Source organism: Sedimentitalea sp. XS_ASV28 (genome assembly GCF_041224545.1).
In the GTDB taxonomy this organism is placed as follows: Bacteria; Pseudomonadota; Alphaproteobacteria; order Rhodobacterales; family Rhodobacteraceae; genus Sedimentitalea.
The window spans coordinates 40,200-60,161 of sequence record NZ_JBGFGP010000110.1; the positions used below are offsets into that span (position 1 = coordinate 40,200).

The window sequence follows — 19,962 nt, forward strand, 5'->3', positions numbered from 1 at the left end:
CGTATCAGCGTGGCGGATCGCTTGTTATCGAGCCAATAGGCTTGGGTCGCCGCGCAGTCGCCCGAAATCCGGGCCACCGACCCGAGGAGCAGAATCCGATCCGCAAACGCCCCTTCGCCCTCTCTCTCAAGGTCCGTCTTGGAATCGGCGCCGGCATGCTCGGTCTGGTGGCGCTGATTGCTGCGGCGGTGACGGTGACCGGAATGAACCGGGTGGCCGCCCGTCTTGACGCCGCGCTTGCCGCCGAGCATCGCATCGATCGATACTCGGTGCTGTCCACCCAGGTTTCCAGCTTGCTCGTGGTGGCGTCCGAAGCGCTGCAATCGGGGATCTCTCCCGCCGACAGGCGCGGCCGTCTCGCCAACCTGTCCGAGAGCATCGGCACCACCTTCGCGCGGCTGCGCGCAGATCACGCGCAGGCGGTGACCGACGCGGATCGGCTGGGGCTTGACGAACAATCGCGACGCGCCACCCAGAGCATTGGCATCGCGCGGATGGAAGCGCTGTTCGCATCGACACGTGACGCGTTGCTGTCGGATGTTGCCGATAACGAACGTTTGCAGGGTTATATCGACACCTTCGCCATCGGGTTCGATCCGCTGCTGAATGAAGTCATCACCGCGGAATTGCGGCTGCGCAACGAGATCCTGCAAGGCATCACCGTGCTGCGCCAGCGGCTGATCTATGTGGCGATGGGCGTGTCGGCGGCGACCGTCCTGTTGCTGGCCCTGTTCTATCTGGGACTGGTGCGCCCGCAATTGCGCCGGCTCGACAAGCTGCACGCCACGGCGCGCCAGATCGGGAAAGGCAAATTCGATATCGCCCTGCCCGAAGACAGCCGGGACGAAATCGGACAATTGTTCACCGAAACCAATCGCATGGCCGGGGCGCTCGCAAAGGGCAGAACCGAGGTCGAGCATGACAGGGCGCGCCTGAACGAGACCATCGCCGCACGCACCGAGGAATTGCGCGCGGCAAACGCGGCCCTGGCGCGCACCGACGAGAACCGCCGCAGGTTCTTTGCCGATATCAGCCACGAGTTGCGCACCCCGCTGACCGTCATTCTGATGGAGGCCCAGATCGGTCGCCAGGCCGCGCCCGACGCGCAAGCCGCATTTGCGACGATTGAAAACCGCGCCCTGCGATTGAACCGGCGCATCGACGACCTGTTGCGCATCGCCCGGTCCGAGTCGGGCCAGCTTGAACTCGCATCCGACCCGTTTGATCTGACCCTGATCGCGCAGGAAGCCGCAACCAACATGGATGCCGAAATCAAGAGCGCGGGCATGACCCTGACCACCTCCGCGCCACCGCCTTCGCCCGTCGCGGTGATCGGCGATGCCAATTGGGTGCGCCAGGTGATCGGCGGTCTGATCCAGAATGCCATCCGCCATGCCCGAGACGGCGGACGAATCGAACTCGATACGGGCCTGGATGCGGGTATGGGGCGCGTCGCGGTGACCGATTATGGGCCGGGGATTGCCCCACAGGAGCAGCAGACGATCTTTGGACGGTTCGCGCAGGGGCGCGGCGGAGCGGTCTCGGAAGGATTCGGCATCGGATTGGCCTTTGCCAAATGGATTGTCGAGGAACAGGGCGGCGAAATCAGCCTGACCAGCCCCCTTCCGGACGGCCGAACCGGGACCAAAGTCACTGTAGGCATCCCGCTTGCGCCGGATTAACCTCGCCCCATGACCGACACCGCGCGAATCCTGATTGTCGATGACGACCCGGAGATTCTCTCTGCCTTGTCTCGTGGTCTGGAGCTGCACGGGTATGCCACACTCACCGAAAACCGCGTGGACTCGGCCCTCGCGCGGTTTGAGGATGCCGAGGTAAGCGCCGCCATCGTCGATGTCATGATCGGCGAGGATAGCGGTTTCGATCTGGTCCGCGCGGTCCGCACGGCCGGACACCGCACACCGATCCTGATGCTCAGCGCGCTGTCAGAAGTGGATGATCGCACCCGGGGGCTCGAGGCCGGGGCGGATGATTACGTGGTCAAACCCTTCTCCTTCGACGAGCTTGTCGCGCGGCTCAAAGTGCAGCAGCGCCGCGCGACACCGATGCCACTGCGTCCGGCGAGGCTCGATACCAGTGACTGGAGCATCGAGCTTGATCAACGCAAGGTGATGCTGACACAACGCGAGTTCGAATTGCTGTCCATGTTCGCCAAACACCGGGATGAAACCCTGTCACGTGCGCAAATCTTTGACAGTCTCTGGGCCGACAAGGGCGCCAGTTCCGGCAATGTCGTCGATGTCTATGTCGGCTATCTTCGCAAGAAGCTCGACCCGATGCGGTCCTTCGGTTTTGAGATCAAGACCATCCGAAACCGTGGTTTCATGCTTGCCGGCCTTGCACCTGTCATTGGACAAGCCGATGATTAGACTGCAGATTTATTATTTCTTAGAACATTGGCTTTGAACAGCGACGCCAACACGGGCAAGGTATGAGCAGCGAAACAAAAACAGAGAGGAGGACAGACGAATGTCCTGGAACACCCCGAAATGCCGCGAAATCGAGTGCGGAATGGAAATCAACATGTACGGACCCGACGGCGACGACGACGGCGTCCTGTTCTGATCAGGGCCCGGGCGGGGGCCGTTTGGGTTTCCGCGCGAGAATCCTAGGGGCGGCCGCCGGTGGCGGGCTGCCCCAGTGGAATTGCGGCTGCGAGAACTGCAACCTCGCCCGTGCCGGCGAGATACCGTCACAGACACAGTCCTCGGTCGCATTTTCCGCGAACGGGTGCGACTGGGCGCTGCTCAACGCATCCCCGGACATACGCCAGCAATTCGCCGATTGCCCCGACCTGCACCCGACCGGCCCGCGCGACATGCCGTTGCGCTCGGTGCTGCTCACCAATGGGGATATCGATCACGTGGCGGGCCTGCTCACACTGCGCGAGATGCAGCCTTTCACGATCTATGCAACTGCGGGCATTCACGAGGTTCTTGACGACAACCCGATTTTCGCGGCGCTGAACGCGTCGGTCGTGACCCGCAAGACCATCATGCTCGGGGAACCGACCGAGATTGCCCCCGACCTTGTGGCGACACTGTTCCCGGTACCGGGCAAGGTGCCGCTCTATCTCGAGGGCGACACCGTCGATACCGAACTCGTCGGCGAGCAGACCGTCGGTGTGCACCTGCGGGCGGATGGACGGGATGCCTATTATATCCCCGGCTGTGCCAAGCTGAGCGACGACCTGCGCGACCGCTTGCGCGATGCCGCGCTGGTGTTTTTTGACGGAACGCTCTGGCGCGACGACGAAATGGTGCGCGCCGGGCTGAGCAACAAGACAGGCAGGCGGATGGGGCACATGTCGATGTCCGGCGCGGACGGGTCGATTGCCGCCTTTGCGGATCTCAATGTCGGCAAACGTATCTTTGTCCACATGAACAACACCAACCCGGTCCTGCGCCCGGCCTCGAAAGAGCGGGCCGAAGCAGAAGCCGCGGGCTGGATCGTCGGGCAGGACGGAATGGAGGTGACACCATGACCCAGACACGGGCAGAATTCGAAGACCGGCTGCGCCAGATCGGTGCGGAACGCTATCACGACAAACATCCATTCCATCATCTGCTGCATAGCGGCAAATGTTCCCCCGATCAGGTCCGCGCATGGGTCATCAACCGCTACTATTACCAGCACTCGATCCCCATCAAGGACGCCGCCTTCATGTCGCGTGTCGAAGACCCCGACCTGCGCCGCATCTGGCGCAGCCGGATCGAGGATCACGACGGCACCGACACCAACGAGGGCGGTATCCGGCGGTGGCTGCGGCTGGCCACGGCGGTCGGGCTTGACCCGGACTATGTCGCCTCCAACCGGGGCGTCCTGCCAGCGACCCGGTTCGCCGTCGACGCCTATGTGCGGTTCGTCCGCGACAAGACCCTGCTCGAAGCGGTCGCGGCATCGCTGACCGAGTTGTTTGCACCCAAGATCCACGCCGACAGGATCGAAGGGCTGCTCAGGAATTACGACTTTGCCGATGACAGCAGCCTGAGCTATTTCCGCAACCGGCTGAAAGAAGCGCCAAAGGATGTCGCCTTTGGCCTGTCCTGGGTGCTTGACCGCGCGGACACGCAGGAAAAACAGGATGCCGCCGCCGCCGCCCTGATCTTCAAGACCGATGTTCTCTGGTCGCAGCTTGACGCGCTGCACGCCGCCTATGTCGAGCCGGGTCGCATCCCGCCCGGCGCATGGCAGCCGGGCGAAGGCATGGCACTGGCCGTCGCATCGTGATCGAAAACGCAGATATCCCGTTTCTGCCGCGTGGCGTGCGCGTGCATTTCGACAAGGTGCGCGACAGCTGGGTGTTGCTGGCGCCAGAACGGGCGATTACCCTGGACGGCATCGGCCACGCGATCCTGTCCGAGGTCGATGGCGAACGCAGCTTTGCCGACATCACCCGGATACTCGCCGCCCGCTACAATGCGCCCGCCGAGGATATTGCCAAGGACACGGCGGGCTTCCTGGGCGCACTCAGGAACCGGCGGTTTCTGGAGATACGCCCATGACCGTAAAGCCCCCCATCGCCATGCTGGCAGAGCTGACGCACCGTTGCCCCCTGTCCTGCCCATACTGTTCCAACCCGCTGGAACTGGCGCGGCAGGAGCGAGAACTGGACACGGAGACCTGGACCCGCGTCTTTCGCGAGGCCGCCGAAATCGGTGTCCTGCAACTGCACCTCTCCGGAGGCGAGCCCGCCAGCCGGCGCGATCTCGTCGATCTGGTCACCGCCGCGCGCGAGGCGGGGCTCTATACCAACCTCATCACCTCGGGCATCGGGTTGAGTGAAAAGCGCCTGCGGGCACTGGATGACTGCGGATTGGACCATATCCAGCTGTCGCTGCAGGGCACCGATGCGGAGATGGCGGATCATATCGGCGGCTATCGCGGCGGGTTTGCGCGCAAGATGCAGGTGGCGGAATGGATCAGGGACATCGGCTTTCCCTTGACGCTGAACGCGGTGCTGCACCGGCGCAACCTGCATCAGTTGCCCCGCGCGCTCGACATGGCGCTCGAGATGGGCGCGCGCCGGATCGAGGTGGCCACGGTTCAGTTTCACGGCTGGGCGATGCAGAACCGCGACAGCCTGATGCCGACCCATGAACAGGCGCGCGAGGCGGACAGGATCGTCAAACAGGCCCGCTCCGAGTTGCGCGGCCAGCTGGTGATCGACTACGTGCCCGCAGATTATCATTCCGATTTTCCCAAGCGCTGCATGGGTGGCTGGGGCACGACCGGGCTGAACGTCGCGCCGGATGGCGAGGTTCTGCCCTGTCACGCCGCGCAGACCATTCCCCACCTGCAATTTGACAACGTGCACGACCGGCACCTGCGCGACATCTGGTACGATGGTGCAGCTTTCAACGCCTATCGCGGGACCGACTGGATGCAGGAACCCTGCCAGAGTTGTGACAACAAGCTCCGGGATTTCGGCGGCTGTCGCTGTCAGGCAATGGCGGTTATCGGCGATGCCAGCGCCACCGATCCGGTTTGTGTGAAATCCCCGCATCATGGCACGCTTCAGGCCAAGGCGGATGCGTTTGCTCACAACGACACGGCCGAACTGATCTATCGCACGGCGCCCGGCAAGGCACTGCCCGAAACCACGGGCTCCTAGCGCCGGTGCACACCGACCCACGCGAACACGGCACATAGACTATGGGCTGTGTTTGCGCCCGTGCGTCTTGGCGCTAGCCTCTGAGGGCGTGCACCTGCATGCTGGCACGTGACACGGAGGCAGTATGGATGCGACCACAGGCAACGGGCTGAACGCCCTGCAATCCCATCTGGCATCGGGGCTGATCGGGCATGATGTGTTGATCGACCGCCTGCTGATCGGCATTCTTGCAGGGGGGCATCTGCTGATCGAGGGGGCACCGGGACTGGCCAAGACCCGTGCGGTCAAATGGCTGGCCGATGCCATCGAAGGCGGGTTCGCCCGTATTCAATGCACCCCGGACCTGCTGCCATCGGATCTGACCGGCACGCCCGTATTCCGCCCACAGACCGGCGAATTCGAATTCGTACCCGGCCCGGTATTTCACAACCTGGTTCTGGTGGACGAAATCAACCGCGCCCCGCCCAAGGTGCAATCCGCCTTGCTCGAAGCGATGGCCGAAGCACAGGTTACAAGCGGGAACGAAACCCACCGGCTGCCCGATCCCTTTCTTGTGGTGGCGACACAGAACCCGATCGAACATGACGGCACGTTTCCACTGCCCGAAGCGCAGCTGGACCGTTTCCTGATGCATGTGGTCCTGCATCTGCCGGACGCCAAGACCGAGAGACGGATTCTCGACCTTGTCGAAGCCGAGGAACAGGGATCGGTGGCGACGCCCGCGCGCCTGAAGCTCGATGATATCCGCGCCGCGAAAAAGGCCGCGATGGCGGTTCACCTGTCCTCGCCCCTGCGCGACTACATCGTGCGTCTCGTAACCGCGACACGGCAACCGCCGTTTGCACAGGACATCGATCATGCGGTTTCGCCGCGCGGCTCGCTCGCGCTGGCCGCGTCCTGCAAGGCCCGCGCCTATCTGGCCGGGCGAGACCATGCCCTGCCCGAAGACGTGCAGGCCGTCGCGGCGGACGCACTGGCCCACCGGCTCGTGATGACATGGCGCGCGGTGTCGGAAGGACGGACTGCACGCGAGTTGATCGCGAAGGTCGTCGATACCGTAGAGCCGTTGTGACGGCGGCATTGAACATACCCGGTGTCGCGCTGCACGCCGACGCCCTGATCGCGCTGCGTCCGCTGGCGCTGCATCCGGAAGCGGAGGGGCAACTGGCGGCCCTGCCCGGCGGTTTCGTCACCAGACGGCGCGGCCACGGTCAGGAAATGGCCGATGTCCGCGAATATGTCGCTGGCGACGATATCCGTCATCTCGACCGGGGCAGCACCGCCCGCACCGGCGTTCTGCATGTGCGGTCGTTTCAGGAAGAGCGCGACCGGGTGACGTTGCTGGTGGCCGATTTCCGGCCCGCCATGTTGTGGGGGACGCGTCGTGCCCTGCGGTCGGTTGCCGCTGCCGAGGCGCTGGCGCTGGTCGGCTGGCGGGTGATTGAACAGGGCGGGCGGGTCGGATTGCTGGCCATAGGTTCCGGCGCGCCTGTGGTAGTGGCAATACAGGGGCGGGTGCGCGGAATGCTCGCGGTTATCGGCGGCCTCGTGCGGGCCCATGACGCGGCGCTGCATCTTGCTCTGGCGGGCAATCGGGATGATCCTCCGCTGGATGAAGCAATCGCCCGTGTCACCCGGATCGCGCCTGCGGGATCCGAGATCGTGATCGCGTCGGGTTTTGACAGCCCCGGTCCGTCGCTCGACGACCGGCTGGGTCAGATTGCGCAACGGCGCATGCCCCGTCCGGTGCTGGTGACGGATGATGTGACCGAGAACCTGCCGCCCGGAGTCTACCCGATCAGATTGCCGGACGGATCGCGTCGCAGGGTCCGTATCTCCGGGCGCAAAGCGGCACCCCGAGTCACCGAGATTGCCGGTTTCCCGGCGCTGCCGTTGGACGCGGGACAGCAGATCGCGACAACCGCCCGCGTGCTGCAAGCGGCGTTCCCACCCGACCGGGCCCCCTGATCATGGCCGACCGCGCGCTCACACGGGAAGCGATGCTGAACGGGCTGCACGACATTCGCCTGCCTGCCGAGGCCGCTGGCGGTCTGGCGGCGGAACTGCTGGCCACCATCGGACTTGCGCTGGCCATTGCCCTGCTGATCGGCATCGCGCTGCGTGCCATGAGCCGCCCGAGACAGGCCCGGCCAGAACCCGGCGCGGCGGAGCGGCTGGCTGCGTTGCGGGACCTTCCCCCAAGCGAACGTCAGATCGCCCTGCTGCACCTGCTCAAGGCCGAACGTCCCGACGCATTCCGGCACCTGTCGGACCGACTTTATGCGCCGGGCGGGTTGCCCGATGTCGAAACGCTGGAAACCGAGGTCAGGGCGACATGATCGAACTGGCCGATCCGCTGTTCCTGCTGCTGCTGCCACTCCCTCTGCTCGCCGCACGTATCCTGCCGGGTGGCAAGGCACGCGGCGCCGTGCTGGCCGTACCGGACCGGATCGGCAAGGGCCTGCTCTCAGGCGCAGGCGAGGCGACACCCGTTCTCCTGCAGAAAAAGCTTGTGCTCCTGCTTGCGTGGGCCTTGCTGGTTTGTGCCCTTGCGGGACCGCGACAACTTGCACCGGTTTCCGCGCTGAAGGTCTCGGGCCGCGATCTCGCCATTACCATCGATCTGTCAGGTTCGATGGTGCGCGACGATTTCTACCTGAACGGCGAGCAGATCACGCGGTTGCAGGCGGTTCAATCTGTCGGTGCGGATTTCGTACGCCGCCGCGCCGGTGACCGCGTCGCGCTGATCGTGTTCGGATCGGAAGCCTATTACGCGGCCCCGTTTTCCTTTGATACCGAAGCAATCGCCCGGCGCATTGAAGAGGCGACAATCGGTATTTCCGGGCGCGCAACCAACATTTCCGACGCACTTGGGCTGGCACTCAAGCGGCTGGAACAGTCCGAAGCCGCGTCGCGCGTGGTGATCCTCCTGTCGGACGGGATCAGCAATGCCGGGTCCACCAACCCGCGCGGCGTCGCCAGGCTTGCCGCCGATCTCGGTGTTCGCGTCCATACCATCGCACTCGGGCCGAGGGATCTCAGCGACAGCGAACCAGGTGAGCCCGGCGTCGTCGACGCCGCAACCCTGCGGGCGATTTCCGAATTGAGCGGCGGCACGAGTTTCCGCGTGCGCACCACCGACGAATTGCAAGAGGTGACCGAGGCGCTGGATCGGTTGGAAGCCACCGACAGCGACGGATTGGCCGCCGAGGTGTTCCGCGAGTTCTGGGTCTATCCGGCGGCACTGGGCGGTCTGTTGCTGCTCTGGGTGGCCTGGCGGGAACAGGGATGATGGAGTTAGGGTTGCTGCGCCCCCAATGGCTGCTGGCGCTGCCACTGCTGGTGGCGGCGATGCTGATGCTGCGACGCCGCCGCGCCAGGCTGGGTGACTGGGAACAGGTGATCGATCCGCAGATGCTGGCGGCGATGCGCATGCTTGGCCGCGTGGAACAGACTGGCGGCGGGACGCGGGGGGTGCTGGCGCTCGCGGCGGCGGCGCTTGTCGCGGTGGCCCTCGCCGGCCCGGCGACCGAACGGCGCGATGCGGCCGTATACCGCAATCTTGACGGGGTGGTCTTCGTGCTCGATGCCTCGCCCTCGGCCACCGGCAGCGCCGATTGGACGGAACTCCAGACGCTCGGGCGTTTTGGCGTTGCCGCCCTGCAAAGCCGGCCCGCCGCACTTATCGTCTATGCGGGCGATGCCTATCTCGCAACGGACATGACGGCGGACACAATACAACTCGGCCTGACGATGTCTCTGGTCGGAGCGGACACGGTTCCAGACCCCGGCAGCAGGCCCGAGCTTGGCCTCGCCCTTGCCGATCGCGTGTTGCAGGAGGCAGAGGTGCTTGCCGGGGACGTTCTGTTGATCAGTGACGGGGAAGGCATCGGCCCCGCCACCCTGTCAGCCGCCGCCGAAATCGCCGCGCGCGGTGCGCGGCTGTCTGTCGTGGTGCCGCAGGTTTCGCCGCAGATCGAAACCCTCGCCCGCACCGGAAATGGTCGCGTCTTTGCCGCCGGGCAAAGCGAGGATCTGTCCGAATTCCTCGCCGTTTCGGCCCGCGAGCGGCTCGAGAAACAGGACTATCCGCTGCTGTTCTGGGCGGATTGGGGGCGCTTTCTCCTTCTGCCTGCGCTGCTTCTTATGCTGCCGATGTTTGCGCGGCGCACAGGATGACGCCGCTGCGCGTCATATCGGTCGCGGCGCTGGTGGCGCTGCTCGCGTCCGCCCTGCTCGGCGGTGCTGCGCCGCTTGGCCGGGTCCTGCTCTCGCTTGGCATGCCCTCACTTGCGGCTCCGATCTTGCGCGATCCGGGATGGAAAGGCGTTGCCCTGTATCGCGCCGGAAATTTCGAGGATGCGGCAAGGTATTTTCAAGACGGTGACGCAATGCTGAACCTCGGGAATGCTGAAGCACACGCGGGGAACTATGCCAGCGCGCTCGAGGCGTTCGACACCGCACGCATGGCCGGAGACCCCGACGCCAACGCCAACTTCGACCTTCTGGCCGCGTTCTATGCCGGTCTGGCTCTCGACCCCGACGCGCCCATCGCATGGTTCGGCCAAAAGGACGGGGACGAGGGCGCTGTCGTCAAATCGTCGATTGCGCAGGGCGCGGCCCGCGCGGCGGGTGCCGGCAACGAAACGACCAATACCGGCGCGCTGTTGGGCCTTCCCGAGCTTGCAAGCCATGGCAACCGCGAGGTGCGCAAACAGTTCGACGACAAGTTCATGGTTGCCAATACCCGCTGGCTTGCGACCCTGTCCGACGTGCCGGGCGAATACCTTGCCGCCCGTATCAGGCATGAACACAAACGGCGCGCCAAACTCGGGCTGTTGCAGCCGGAACCGGAGGACCCGAGATGAGAGCGCTGATCCTCTGTCTGACACTGATCGCCGGATTTGCGCAGGCACAAACCCGCGAGGTGGACCCCGCCGACCTGCAACTGACCGTGACCGTCGAGAATGCGGAGATCGCGCCCTATCAGGGCGAAATGGTGCTGGTGACAATTCACGGTGCCTATCGGCGCCACATCACGCTGGAAAAGCTCGTGCAACCGGATCTGGAGGGTTTCAACTGGATGCAGCTGGGTCAGGATAGCTGGTACGAAACCCGCGTCCGGGGCAAAAAGGTCAAGAATTTCAGGCGGCGGATGGCATTGTTTCCCGAAAAGGCCGGCAGGCTGACCATTGGCTCTTTTGTCCATAAGCTGACTTTGACGGACGAAGGCAATGATTGGTTCGAGCATGACGTCCGCTCCGAACCGCTGACGCTTGATGTCGCCGCAGCCCCGCCGGTCGAGGGATGGTGGTTCCCGGTGCGTCGGCTCGAAATCTCGGATCAATGGTCGAATGCGCCCGATCAGCTGAAGGAAGGTGAAGGGGTCTTGCGGGTGATCCGTGTCACCGCGGTCGGTGCCTCGCCAGACATGATCCCGCCCATGCCAGACCTGTCCTCGCCCAGCGCGATGATCTTTCCGCATCCCGAGCAGCGCTTTGTCGAACTCTCGCCGGACGGGCCGGTTTCGATGGCCTTCTGGCGGTGGACGATCCGACCGGGCAATGGACGTTCGGCCATCCTTGAACCGCTGAGCTTCGACTATTTCGATACCACGACTCGCAAGGCCCTGAGTGCAACCATTTCCGCACAACGGGTGGCAATGGACGAGACGGACCTGCCCGAGCCCACACCGCCCGCCCCGCCGGTGCGGCTGCGTCCCGCCTTGCTGGCGGGAACCGGCGTGATGGCGCTGGCGGCGGCGTTGGCTGCACTGATGATCGGGCGCGCGATGTCCGGTCCGACACGGCTTGCATCAATGGTCCCCTTCAACAGCCTCTATCGCGGACTGAAGCGTGCCGCGCACCAGAAAGATCTCGCCGCCACGCGACGCATGGCCACTGCCATCCTGCGCAGCGACGGGCCGAACGCACAGGCGTCCCGCCTGCTCGTCCAATTCGACAGCGCGGTGTTCGGAACCGGCAGGCCCGCACCGGACACAACCCGATTTGCGCGCGATTTCCTCACTGCGATGAAAAACGGATGATGACACGGAACGGGGCGATTGCCTGCGCGTCGCCCACTGCGCACGGGCAATGTGAGTGCAGTTTTCTGCTCCCGCCGAGTTGAAGGCCGTTACCGTTTGTTTTGTTGCCTAGTCGCAGCCAACTTTGCTACGCTTCGCGCGGGGAGGACGATACGATGAAACATGTTGCAGTGGCGCGTGACCCTTGCCACATCCGTTCCGTATTGGTGATCGACGATCACCCGCTCTATTGTGATGCGCTGGTGGTTGCGTTGGCGCATGTCTTCCAAGGCTGTCGCATCGAAACCGCGACGACGCTGGGTGATGGGCTCAAGCACCTGAAAGCCGGCTTTGAACCCGATCTTGTGTTGCTGGATCTCAAACTGCCCGACGTGACCGGACTGAGCGGGTTCCTGCGTCTGCGCGAAAAGCTCGCCGACACGCCGATCCTCGTCATATCCGCCATGACCTCGGCCGAGATCGTCTATACGCTGATGGATGCAGGCGCGGCAGGGTTTATCCAGAAGGATGCTTCTGCCCAGGTCTTGCGGGATGCGCTGATCGAAGTGCGCTCGGGTCAGAGATATCTGCCGCCGGAGCATCGCCGAACTTACCGCCCCTCCTCCAGACCCGCGGAGGTTCAGGACATCACCAGCAAGATTGCCGAACTGACCCCGCAACAGACCAAGATCATGAAACTGATCTGCGCGGGCAAGCCGAACAAGCAGATTGCCTATGAACTCTCGCTCGCCGAAGCCACGGTCAAGGCGCATATCACCGCGTTGCTGCGCCGGCTCGGGGTACAGAACCGCACGCAGGCCGCCGTTCTGGTCGAAAGCGCAAATCTGGGTGGCGCTGACGCAAATGGCGAAGTCGATGCAAGGACCTTTCTGAGCCATTAAAAGAGACCACGAGATGCTCCAGGCGCCAGCGAAACCCGCCTTTGTCGACACAGCGGTATCCTACGCGCGTGACGCCAGAGCGGCGGTCAGGGATATCGCCGACCAGCTTGAGACATCGGGCACCTGCTTTCTGCTGGTCTTTGTTCCGGACGGTCTGGTTCTTGATGATCTGGCCATGGCGCTGAATGCGCAATTCGCCGGGTTGCCCGTGTTCGGCTGCACCACTGCGGGCCAGATCACGCCGCAGGGATACGAGACCGACGCGTTGCTGGTGCTGGCCTTTCCCAAGGCGCATTTCCGCTGCGCCACGCATCTCGTATCGCCGCTCAAGCCGCTGTCGATCAAGGAGGTGGCCTCCGACGCGCGCCGGCTTTCGGCGCAATTTCAGAGAACCGCCCATTGGAGCCGGCTGGCGCTGACCCTTTCGGACGGGCTGTCCAAACAGGAAGACATGCTGGTGGCCGCGCTGCAATCGGGGCTGGAGGATATGCCCGTCTTTGGCGGTTCGGCGGGCAACGGACTGAACTTCCGGGAAACTTCGGTGCTGCATATGGGCCGCTTTCACAGCAATGCGGCGCTCGTGCTGCTGCTGGAAACCGATCTTCAGTTTACCGGACTCGGTTTTGACCATTTCCTGCCGACCAACAAGCAGATGGTCGTGACCGACGCGCTGCCGGAAGAGCGGCTGGCGCTCGAGATCAACGGCTCGCCCGCTGCCGAGGAATATGCGCGTCTGGTCGGGCTGCGCGTCGACGAACTGTCGCCGCAGGTCTTTGCCGAAAACCCGGTGCTGGTGCGCAATCACGAACTCTATCACGTCCGCGCCATTCAGGGGGTTCAGGATGGCAACGCCCTGTCCTTTCTGTCGGCCATCGACGTCGGCCTTTTGCTGACGCTGGGGCACGGGCAGGAAATTCTGCGCACGCTGCATGACGAGCTGGATGTCCACGGATCACAGGGTAAACCGCCCGATTTCATCCTCGGGTTCGACTGTTTCCTGCGCAAGCTCGAAATCGATCAGAAAGATCTGACCGGACCGGCATCGGGCATCCTCAGGCGGCGCCGTGTCCTGGGCTTCAACACCTATGGCGAACAGCATTGCGGGGTGCATGTGAACCAGACATTCGTGGGCGTCGCATTCTATGAACCCAAGAGGCGGACCCTGCATTGATCAATCCCGACGATCCGCTCGAAGTCCAGATCGCCAAACAGACCAAGATCATCGACGCGCTGGTGCGCCGGGCCGGCCGCCAGAACGATGTGGGCAATTCCGCCTATTCGGCATTCCAGTCCGCCATCGCGTTGCAGGGGCAGATCTGGGCCAAGACCCGTGACCTTGAACGGGCCTCGAACGAACTTGAACTGCTGCGGTTCGACCGCGAGCAGACACAGAAAAACCTCTCCGACGCGCTGTCCGCGATGGAAGGCGGCTTCGCCCTGTTCACCGATGGCAAGCTGCAGGTCTGCAACGATCTATTCAAATCACTGATCCCCGACATCACCGACCGCATCCTGCCCGGCCTCGATCTTGCCGCCTATTATGACGCGCTCAAATCCAGCCGGCACCTGGCAGATGATGACAAACGGATGCAGCAGATCCTGTCCGAAGCCGCGAGTGCGAGCAGTGAACCGGAACTGTCGTCCTTCGTGCTTGAATTGCGGGCCGACCGCTGGTTTCAGATCAGCCAGCAGCATACCAACCTCGACAACGTGATCATCCTGCAAACCGAGATCACCGACATCGTGCGCAAGAACCGGCTGGAGAAAGATCAACTGATCGATATGCAGGCGCATTACCTGCAATCCGCCTTTGACCACATGAACATCGGAATCTGCACCTTTTCGCGCGCCGGCACGGTCATGATTTTCAATGACCGGTTCTGCGATCTCCTGAGTCTCCCCTTCCCGCTGGTACAGAACGGCACGCGTTTTTCGCAGATCCTCGACTTTATCCGCAACAGCTTTCCCGGCGCTGCCGACGAACTGATCAGCGCCGATCGCTGGCTGAGAGGCAAGCGCGAGCGGCTGCGCCACGCCAATGGCCGGGTGCTTGACCTGCATGTGCATCCGCTGCCGGACCGGGGCTTCATTGCCGACATCAAGGATGTGACCCTCGAATCGCGCACCACCGAACTGCTTGAGAAACGTGTCGAGGAGCGCACCTCGGAACTGACGCAAGCCAACCTCCTGCTGACGGAACAATCCGAGCAACAGGCCAAGGTCGAAGAGGAACTGCGCCTCGCCAAGGAAGTGGCCGAGGCTGCCGTATCCTCCAAGACCCGTTTTCTGGCCGCCGCAAGCCACGATCTGCTGCAACCGATCAACGCCGCCAAACTGCTGATCTCGACCCTGCGGGACATGGCGCAAGAGACCCGGCTCAGCGCGATGATCGAACGGCTGGAAGGCTCGTTCAGTTCGATGGAGACGCTGCTGCATGCGCTGCTGGATATTTCACGGCTTGAAAGCACGGGGTCGGAACTGAGCCCCAGCGAATTCTGCCTTGGCCCCCTGATACAGGCGGTGATCGAAGACCAGCAGCCCATCGCCGCCAAGAAAGGCGTGCGTCTTGTCATGGTGCCTTGCACCGCGTGGGTGCGCAGTGACCAGCGCTACCTGCTCAGGTCGATCCAGAACCTGGTGGTGAATGCGATTCAATATACGGATCAGGGCCGCGTTCTGGTCGGATGCCGGCGCCGTGGCAATCATGTTGTGCTCGAGGTCTGGGACACAGGCATCGGCATCGCCCACAAGGATCAGAAGCGCGTGTTCGAAGAATTCACACGGGCCGAGAACGTGCCCGCAGGATCGGGCATGGGGCTTGGCCTGTCGATCGTGGACCGGACCTGCCGTCATCTCGGACACAAGGTCGGCGTGCGCTCCAAACCCGGCGTCGGGTCGGTCTTTTCGATCGAGATGGAAGTGATCCAGCACGAACCGAGCCCGCCCCTGCCCGCGCTGAACGGACATTATGAACCGGACAGCGCCATGGATCTGATCGCGCTTGTGGTGGAAAATGACCCCGACGTGCTGTTTGCCACCACCCGCAAACTCGAAAGCTGGGGTGCCAGCGTTCTGGGTGCACGTTCGACACGGGAGGCTATGAACCTGGTGAGCGACATCGGTGTCGCTCCGGACATCATTCTCGCGGACTACCAGCTTGACGGCGAAGACACCGGCGTCGCCACCATCCGCAACGTGCGCGCACAGACCGGAACCCACGTACCGGCAATCATGATCACGGCGGAACGCGGCGTGCCGCTGGCGCGGATGGCGGCCGAGGATGACTTTTCGGTGCTCACGAAACCAGTGGACCTGTCACGCCTGCGCCGGATGATCTGCGCCCGAACCCGTGTGGGGCCGCCCGAGATCACCGACGTCACCGACAAAAGTATCGCATGACAGTTGCCACCGGTAAGCTAGGGTCGGACCGGGAGGATGCCGCACATGCGTAAATTCATCATCATGGTTTCGGCGATGGCTGTGATCGGAGGACCGATCGCCGCGACCGAGACCGCAGGGCCGGAAACATATGACCTGTTGTTCAAGAACGGGACGCTGGATGATTTCTCGCGCGATCACCGGCTGGTCTATGATCGCAAGGTTCAGAACAGCCTCAAGCCGGAAACCGAAGAGCGGGACACCGGCCAGATCGTTTTGTCGCTCGTGGATGGTCAGGTGCCCGAGGCGCAACTGAAATTCACCCATGACGACAAATATCGCAATCTGGGCAGCTTTCCGGCCAGTGTCGGCAATCCGATCATCATGTATTTCGTCGAAACCGTGGTGCGCGACATGGCGGAGACCGCGGGCGGCAGCCCCTATTACATTCGCAACCGCGTCAAGGAGGCGCTGGTCCAGCCTGCCGAGGTCGACAGAGGACAGGCCGTCATCGCCAACGAGACGGTGAATACCATCGACGTCACCATGCATCCGTTTCGCGACGACCCGAATGCCGCGCGGATGCAGGGCTTTGACAGGCTGGCGATGACGGTCAGCATGTCCGAGGATGCGCCCGGCTGGTACCTGTCGCTCAGCGCGCAGGTGCCCGGTGCCGATGGCGACGAGCCGGTCTATTCCTCGGTCATGACCTTTGATCGCACGGAGCCTTCGGAATGAAGCGCGCCGCCATTCTGCTGGCTGCGGCGGTTCTGGCGTCACCACAGGTATCGGCGCAATCGGTGCAGGATCGGCTCAACGACTATCCGACCGCCGCACGGGCCGATTACGTCTTTGGCTGCATGGCGACAAACGGGCAGAGCCGCGCCGTGCTCGAAAAATGCGCGTGCTCGATTGATGTGATCGCTTCAATTCTGCCCTATTCCAGGTATGTCGAGGCCGAAACCGTCCTGTCGCTGCGCCTGACCGGCGGCGAGCGCATGTCGATCTTCCGCACCGCCGCCATGGCCAATGCAATCGTGGCCGACCTGCGACGCGCGCAGGCGGAAGCCGAGATCATCTGTTTCTGAATCGCCTGTCAGATCTGCCCGGACTTGACCAGCGTCTGCTCGAACACGTTGCCCTCGGTATCGGTCGCCCGGACACGCAAGGCGGGCGTTCCGTTGTCGGAATAGCTGAACCTGAATACCGGGTTCTCGCTGATCGAGATACCGCCTTCCATAGTGAACAGCATGTCGTCACCCTGGAACACTTCGAGCCTGTCGATGAAATGCGCCGCGATGAACAGCTGTGTCACCTGGTCACGCTGCAAGCCCGAGTAGTTCGGGTGCCGGATCATGATCTGCGCCTCACGGCGGGCCGGTGACATCTGCGGCGCGGTCTCGAAATACTTCAGCCGCATCTGCCCCATCGACGCCAGCGCCAGTTCCGGGTCCTTTGTCGCAGGGGCCGAGCAACCGCCGGATGCCTTGACAAAGCGTCCGTTCATCGCGAGCCCGGCCTCGGTGCTGGCGATGACGCGGACGTTGGAATACATGTTCACCCGCACCCGAACCTCGATGTCCAGAGGTGACATCGACGGGCCAAAGCTCAGTTCTGCCGCCAGCGGCGCCGGGTTCTCGTCAATGACGATGATCGCGCTCTCGATCTCGCGACTGTCGTCGAGCTGCCGGATATGTATCGGAACGGTCGCCGCATCATGTGCCCGGTACGGAGCATCGACCTCGAACAGTGCCGCACCATCCGCGATCACCGCCTCCCCGACGATATCCCCGCGCAGATCCGCCCAGGTCTCGCCATCGGTCAGCGGATTCCGGGGGGCCGGCGTTTCCGCGATTGCGGGCAAAGTCAGGCTGGCAACCAGCAATGCGGCGCATGCGATCTTCATGCCATTGCTCCTTTCAGGTGACGGCAACAGGAAGTTGATATGCCATAAAAACGATCAAAAATATATAGATCATTGGTATGTCTGGTTCACACTTGCGTTCACCGTCAGGCTGGAATCGTCGCAACGAGAGGGTTTTGCATGTTCGAGGCAATTCTCACGATCTGCCTGCTGACCGATGGCGGAGCCTGTCGCAATGCCCTGCTGCCGGGCTATGAAGCGACGACACGCGAGGCTTGCGAAACCGCCCTTGCCGCATCCCCGCCCGCATCTTTGCCCGAGGGCCAGGCCCCGTCCGGTCCCGAATGCAAGCCTGTCGGAGCCTCGCTGGACTTCGAAGAGGTGGCACCGGGGATCTTCGTGCATCGGGGTCAGATCGCCGAGCCCGACCGGGACAATCGTGGTGACGTCTCCAATATCGGGTTCATCATCGGTCGGGATTCGGTGGCGATCGTCGATACCGGGTCGGCCCGTTGGGTGGGGGAAGCGATCTGGCGCGCGATACGTGCGCGCACCGACCTGCCGGTGAGCCACGTGATCCTGACACACATGCACCCCGATCATGTCTTTGGCGCGTCCGTCTTTGCAGGGACGGGCGCGCGGATCGTCGGACATGCTGCCCTGACACGCGCGCTTGCGGACCGGCAGGAGAATTATCGCGAGAGCCTTGCCACACTGATTGGCCCCTCGGAGTTGCTGGGCACTGCGGCGGTGGCACCTGACATCATCGTACAAGACAGCATGCAGATCGATCTCGGCGACCGGCTGCTGGAGCTGCGGTCCTGGCCTATCGGGCATACGGGAACCGACCTGACGGTGCTGGATCAAAAAACCGCAATGCTGTTTACCGGCGATCTGATCTTTGAGCGTCACCTTCCTGCGCTTGACGGCTCTCTAGGGGGTTGGCAAGCGGTGCTGACGGAACTGGCCGGCTTGCCCGCAACGCGAATCGTACCCGGACACGGCGGGCCGGTTCTCGACTGGCCCGATGGGAGCGCGGCGGTACAGCGCTACCTGAAGATTCTCGAAAACGACACGCGGGCAGCAATCGATGCCGGGCGGCGGCTGGGCGATGCTGTGAGCGACATCGCGGCCTCGGAAGCCCCCCGCTGGCAACTTTTCGAAGCGTTCAATCCGCGCAATGCAACGGTCGCCTTCACCGAACTGGAGTGGGAGTAATCCGCGCCCCCGCCGCAAGCGGATCAGCCCTCCGACACGTCCAGAAGCATCTGCGCGATGGCAAACAGCCGCTTTTCCAACAGCACCGGCGTTTCGCAGACATAGGTGAGCGATTGCCGGCGGTCGGTATAAATGCGCTCGTCCCAGTCAAGCTGTGCCTCAAGTGCGTCGATCCGGTCGTAATCCGGGGTTTCGGCAACAAGCAGCGCGTCCATTTCGCTGCGGATCCCGCCGATCTTTTCGGAGAGCGCGATTTGCGACAGCGAATAATCCTCGATCCCCTTGATGATCGTTGTCCTGGTCGCGGCCAGACGGTCAAAGGTCCTGGCGAACACCGTCCCGAGCAGCGCCGGATCCGCCCCGTGCTCCGCGACGAAGTCGTCAAGCGTCGGTGCGATCTCGTCCAGTTCGAGCCGGCGCAAGGCAAACCGCCCGGCGAGTTCATCAACCGCCGCTTCGGTATCCGGTGCCAGCTCGGGCTCGACAAGCGGGTGCGGCCACATCAGCCCGACAGAGAGCCGTTCGACCTTGCGCTGGACGCAGGGCCATGTCGGATCCGAGAAATCCGCTGTCACCGCGGGGCCACCAAGACAGGTGGCGACCAGGGCCAGGGCCAGTAACCGCTCTGATCGCATCAGCACTCCTCCTCGGTGGCCAGACTAGCGGAGCGCGTGTCGGCAAGTCCACCATCGCGGACACCAACCAAGGTATGAATTGTTCGGTCGCGGGTGCTCGCTCATATTCTTATTGGAATCTTATTTGGCGTCTGCCGGCGCCAGCACCTGACCAGGGGGAAGTTGATGCGAACGCGAGCTGCGGTGGCGATTGAGGCGGGGAAGCCGCTTGAGGTTATGGATGTGAATCTCGATGGGCCGCGTGCCGGCGAGGTTCTGATCGAGGTGAAGGCGACGGGTCTGTGCCACACCGACGAGTTCACGCG

At 63.3% G+C, this 19,962-nt stretch carries 22 protein-coding genes and 1 pseudogene; 21 read left to right on the forward strand and 2 right to left on the reverse strand.

Going from position 1 to position 19,962, the window contains the following annotated elements:
- The first annotated feature begins 41 nt into the window (after positions 1-41).
- From AB9K34_RS08550 to AB9K34_RS08640, 19 genes are all read left to right on the forward strand, one after another.
- Entirely contained in the window at positions 42-1,682 is a 1,641-nt protein-coding gene (locus AB9K34_RS08550; RefSeq protein ID WP_369954013.1) for an ATP-binding protein, read from the forward strand.
- A gap of 9 nt (positions 1,683-1,691) precedes the next feature.
- Positions 1,692-2,390, forward strand: coding sequence for a response regulator transcription factor (locus AB9K34_RS08555; RefSeq protein ID WP_369954014.1), 699 nt, complete (start codon positions 1,692-1,694; stop codon positions 2,388-2,390).
- A 100-nt stretch (positions 2,391-2,490) separates the two neighbouring features.
- Entirely contained in the window at positions 2,491-2,586 is a 96-nt protein-coding gene (gene pqqA, locus AB9K34_RS08560; RefSeq protein ID WP_369954015.1) for a pyrroloquinoline quinone precursor peptide PqqA, read from the forward strand.
- 22 nt (positions 2,587-2,608) lie between these two features.
- Positions 2,609-3,505 (forward strand): pyrroloquinoline quinone biosynthesis protein PqqB, encoded by an 897-nt coding sequence (pqqB, locus tag AB9K34_RS08565; protein WP_369954016.1) that lies wholly within the window; start codon positions 2,609-2,611, stop codon positions 3,503-3,505.
- The gene (pqqC, locus tag AB9K34_RS08570; protein WP_369954017.1) at positions 3,502-4,251 is read left to right on the forward strand and encodes a pyrroloquinoline-quinone synthase PqqC; all 750 of its coding nucleotides are present in this window, start codon (positions 3,502-3,504) and stop codon (positions 4,249-4,251) included. Before pqqB ends, pqqC begins: the two co-directional genes overlap by 4 nt.
- Entirely contained in the window at positions 4,209-4,526 is a 318-nt protein-coding gene (gene pqqD / locus AB9K34_RS08575; protein WP_369954018.1) for a pyrroloquinoline quinone biosynthesis peptide chaperone PqqD, read from the forward strand. The genes pqqC and pqqD overlap by 43 nt, the downstream gene beginning before the upstream one ends.
- Complete coding sequence (gene pqqE, locus AB9K34_RS08580) at positions 4,523-5,635, forward strand: pyrroloquinoline quinone biosynthesis protein PqqE (RefSeq protein ID WP_369954019.1); 1,113 nt, start codon at positions 4,523-4,525, stop codon at positions 5,633-5,635. The genes pqqD and pqqE overlap by 4 nt, the downstream gene beginning before the upstream one ends.
- A 124-nt stretch (positions 5,636-5,759) precedes the next feature.
- Positions 5,760-6,707, forward strand: coding sequence for an AAA family ATPase (locus AB9K34_RS08585; RefSeq protein WP_369954020.1), 948 nt, complete (start codon positions 5,760-5,762; stop codon positions 6,705-6,707).
- An 8-nt stretch (positions 6,708-6,715) separates the two neighbouring features.
- Positions 6,716-7,603: a DUF58 domain-containing protein gene (locus tag AB9K34_RS08590; protein WP_369954021.1), complete on the forward strand. Its 888-nt coding sequence runs from the start codon at positions 6,716-6,718 to the stop codon at positions 7,601-7,603.
- A 2-nt stretch (positions 7,604-7,605) separates the two neighbouring features.
- On the forward strand, positions 7,606-7,974 hold the full coding sequence (locus AB9K34_RS08595; protein WP_369954022.1) for a hypothetical protein: 369 nt from the start codon (positions 7,606-7,608) through the stop codon (positions 7,972-7,974).
- Entirely contained in the window at positions 7,971-8,927 is a 957-nt protein-coding gene (locus AB9K34_RS08600; protein WP_369954023.1) for a VWA domain-containing protein, read from the forward strand. Before AB9K34_RS08595 ends, AB9K34_RS08600 begins: the two co-directional genes overlap by 4 nt.
- On the forward strand, positions 8,924-9,814 hold the full coding sequence (locus AB9K34_RS08605) for a VWA domain-containing protein (protein WP_369954024.1): 891 nt from the start codon (positions 8,924-8,926) through the stop codon (positions 9,812-9,814). Before AB9K34_RS08600 ends, AB9K34_RS08605 begins: the two co-directional genes overlap by 4 nt.
- Entirely contained in the window at positions 9,811-10,503 is a 693-nt protein-coding gene (locus AB9K34_RS08610) for a hypothetical protein (RefSeq protein WP_369954025.1), read from the forward strand. The genes AB9K34_RS08605 and AB9K34_RS08610 overlap by 4 nt, the downstream gene beginning before the upstream one ends.
- Complete coding sequence (locus AB9K34_RS08615) at positions 10,500-11,681, forward strand: hypothetical protein (RefSeq protein WP_369954026.1); 1,182 nt, start codon at positions 10,500-10,502, stop codon at positions 11,679-11,681. Before AB9K34_RS08610 ends, AB9K34_RS08615 begins: the two co-directional genes overlap by 4 nt.
- Positions 11,682-11,836: 155 nt before the next feature.
- Positions 11,837-12,562 carry a response regulator gene (locus tag AB9K34_RS08620; protein ID WP_369954027.1) on the forward strand — a complete coding sequence of 242 codons (726 nt, stop codon included), beginning with the start codon at positions 11,837-11,839 and terminating at the stop codon, positions 12,560-12,562.
- Positions 12,563-12,575: 13 nt separating this feature from the next.
- The gene (locus AB9K34_RS08625; protein WP_369954028.1) at positions 12,576-13,733 is read left to right on the forward strand and encodes an FIST N-terminal domain-containing protein; all 1,158 of its coding nucleotides are present in this window, start codon (positions 12,576-12,578) and stop codon (positions 13,731-13,733) included.
- Positions 13,730-15,961: an ATP-binding protein gene (locus AB9K34_RS08630; protein WP_369954029.1), complete on the forward strand. Its 2,232-nt coding sequence runs from the start codon at positions 13,730-13,732 to the stop codon at positions 15,959-15,961. Before AB9K34_RS08625 ends, AB9K34_RS08630 begins: the two co-directional genes overlap by 4 nt.
- Before the next feature lie 45 nt (positions 15,962-16,006).
- On the forward strand, positions 16,007-16,678 hold the full coding sequence (locus AB9K34_RS08635; RefSeq protein ID WP_369954030.1) for a hypothetical protein: 672 nt from the start codon (positions 16,007-16,009) through the stop codon (positions 16,676-16,678).
- Positions 16,675-17,028: a hypothetical protein gene (locus AB9K34_RS08640; RefSeq protein ID WP_369954031.1), complete on the forward strand. Its 354-nt coding sequence runs from the start codon at positions 16,675-16,677 to the stop codon at positions 17,026-17,028. The genes AB9K34_RS08635 and AB9K34_RS08640 overlap by 4 nt, the downstream gene beginning before the upstream one ends.
- Positions 17,029-17,036: 8 nt before the next feature.
- Here the strand turns inward: AB9K34_RS08640 and AB9K34_RS08645 are convergent, their stop codons facing one another.
- Positions 17,037-17,846 carry a quinoprotein dehydrogenase-associated SoxYZ-like carrier gene (locus tag AB9K34_RS08645; protein WP_369954032.1) on the reverse strand — a complete coding sequence of 270 codons (810 nt, stop codon included), beginning with the start codon at positions 17,844-17,846 and terminating at the stop codon, positions 17,037-17,039.
- Between the two features lie 138 nt (positions 17,847-17,984).
- Here AB9K34_RS08645 and AB9K34_RS08650 point away from each other — a divergent pair, with 138 nt between their 5' ends.
- Entirely contained in the window at positions 17,985-19,022 is a 1,038-nt protein-coding gene (locus AB9K34_RS08650; RefSeq protein ID WP_369954033.1) for a quinoprotein relay system zinc metallohydrolase 2, read from the forward strand.
- 23 nt (positions 19,023-19,045) lie between these two features.
- On the opposite strand, the gene AB9K34_RS08655 is transcribed toward AB9K34_RS08650, so the two are convergent.
- Positions 19,046-19,657, reverse strand: coding sequence for a hypothetical protein (locus AB9K34_RS08655; RefSeq protein ID WP_369954034.1), 612 nt, complete (start codon positions 19,655-19,657; stop codon positions 19,046-19,048).
- A gap of 165 nt (positions 19,658-19,822) precedes the next feature.
- Between AB9K34_RS08655 and AB9K34_RS08660 the strand changes: the two are divergent.
- A pseudogene (locus tag AB9K34_RS08660) lies at positions 19,823-19,962 on the forward strand (S-(hydroxymethyl)glutathione dehydrogenase); the annotation flags it as partial.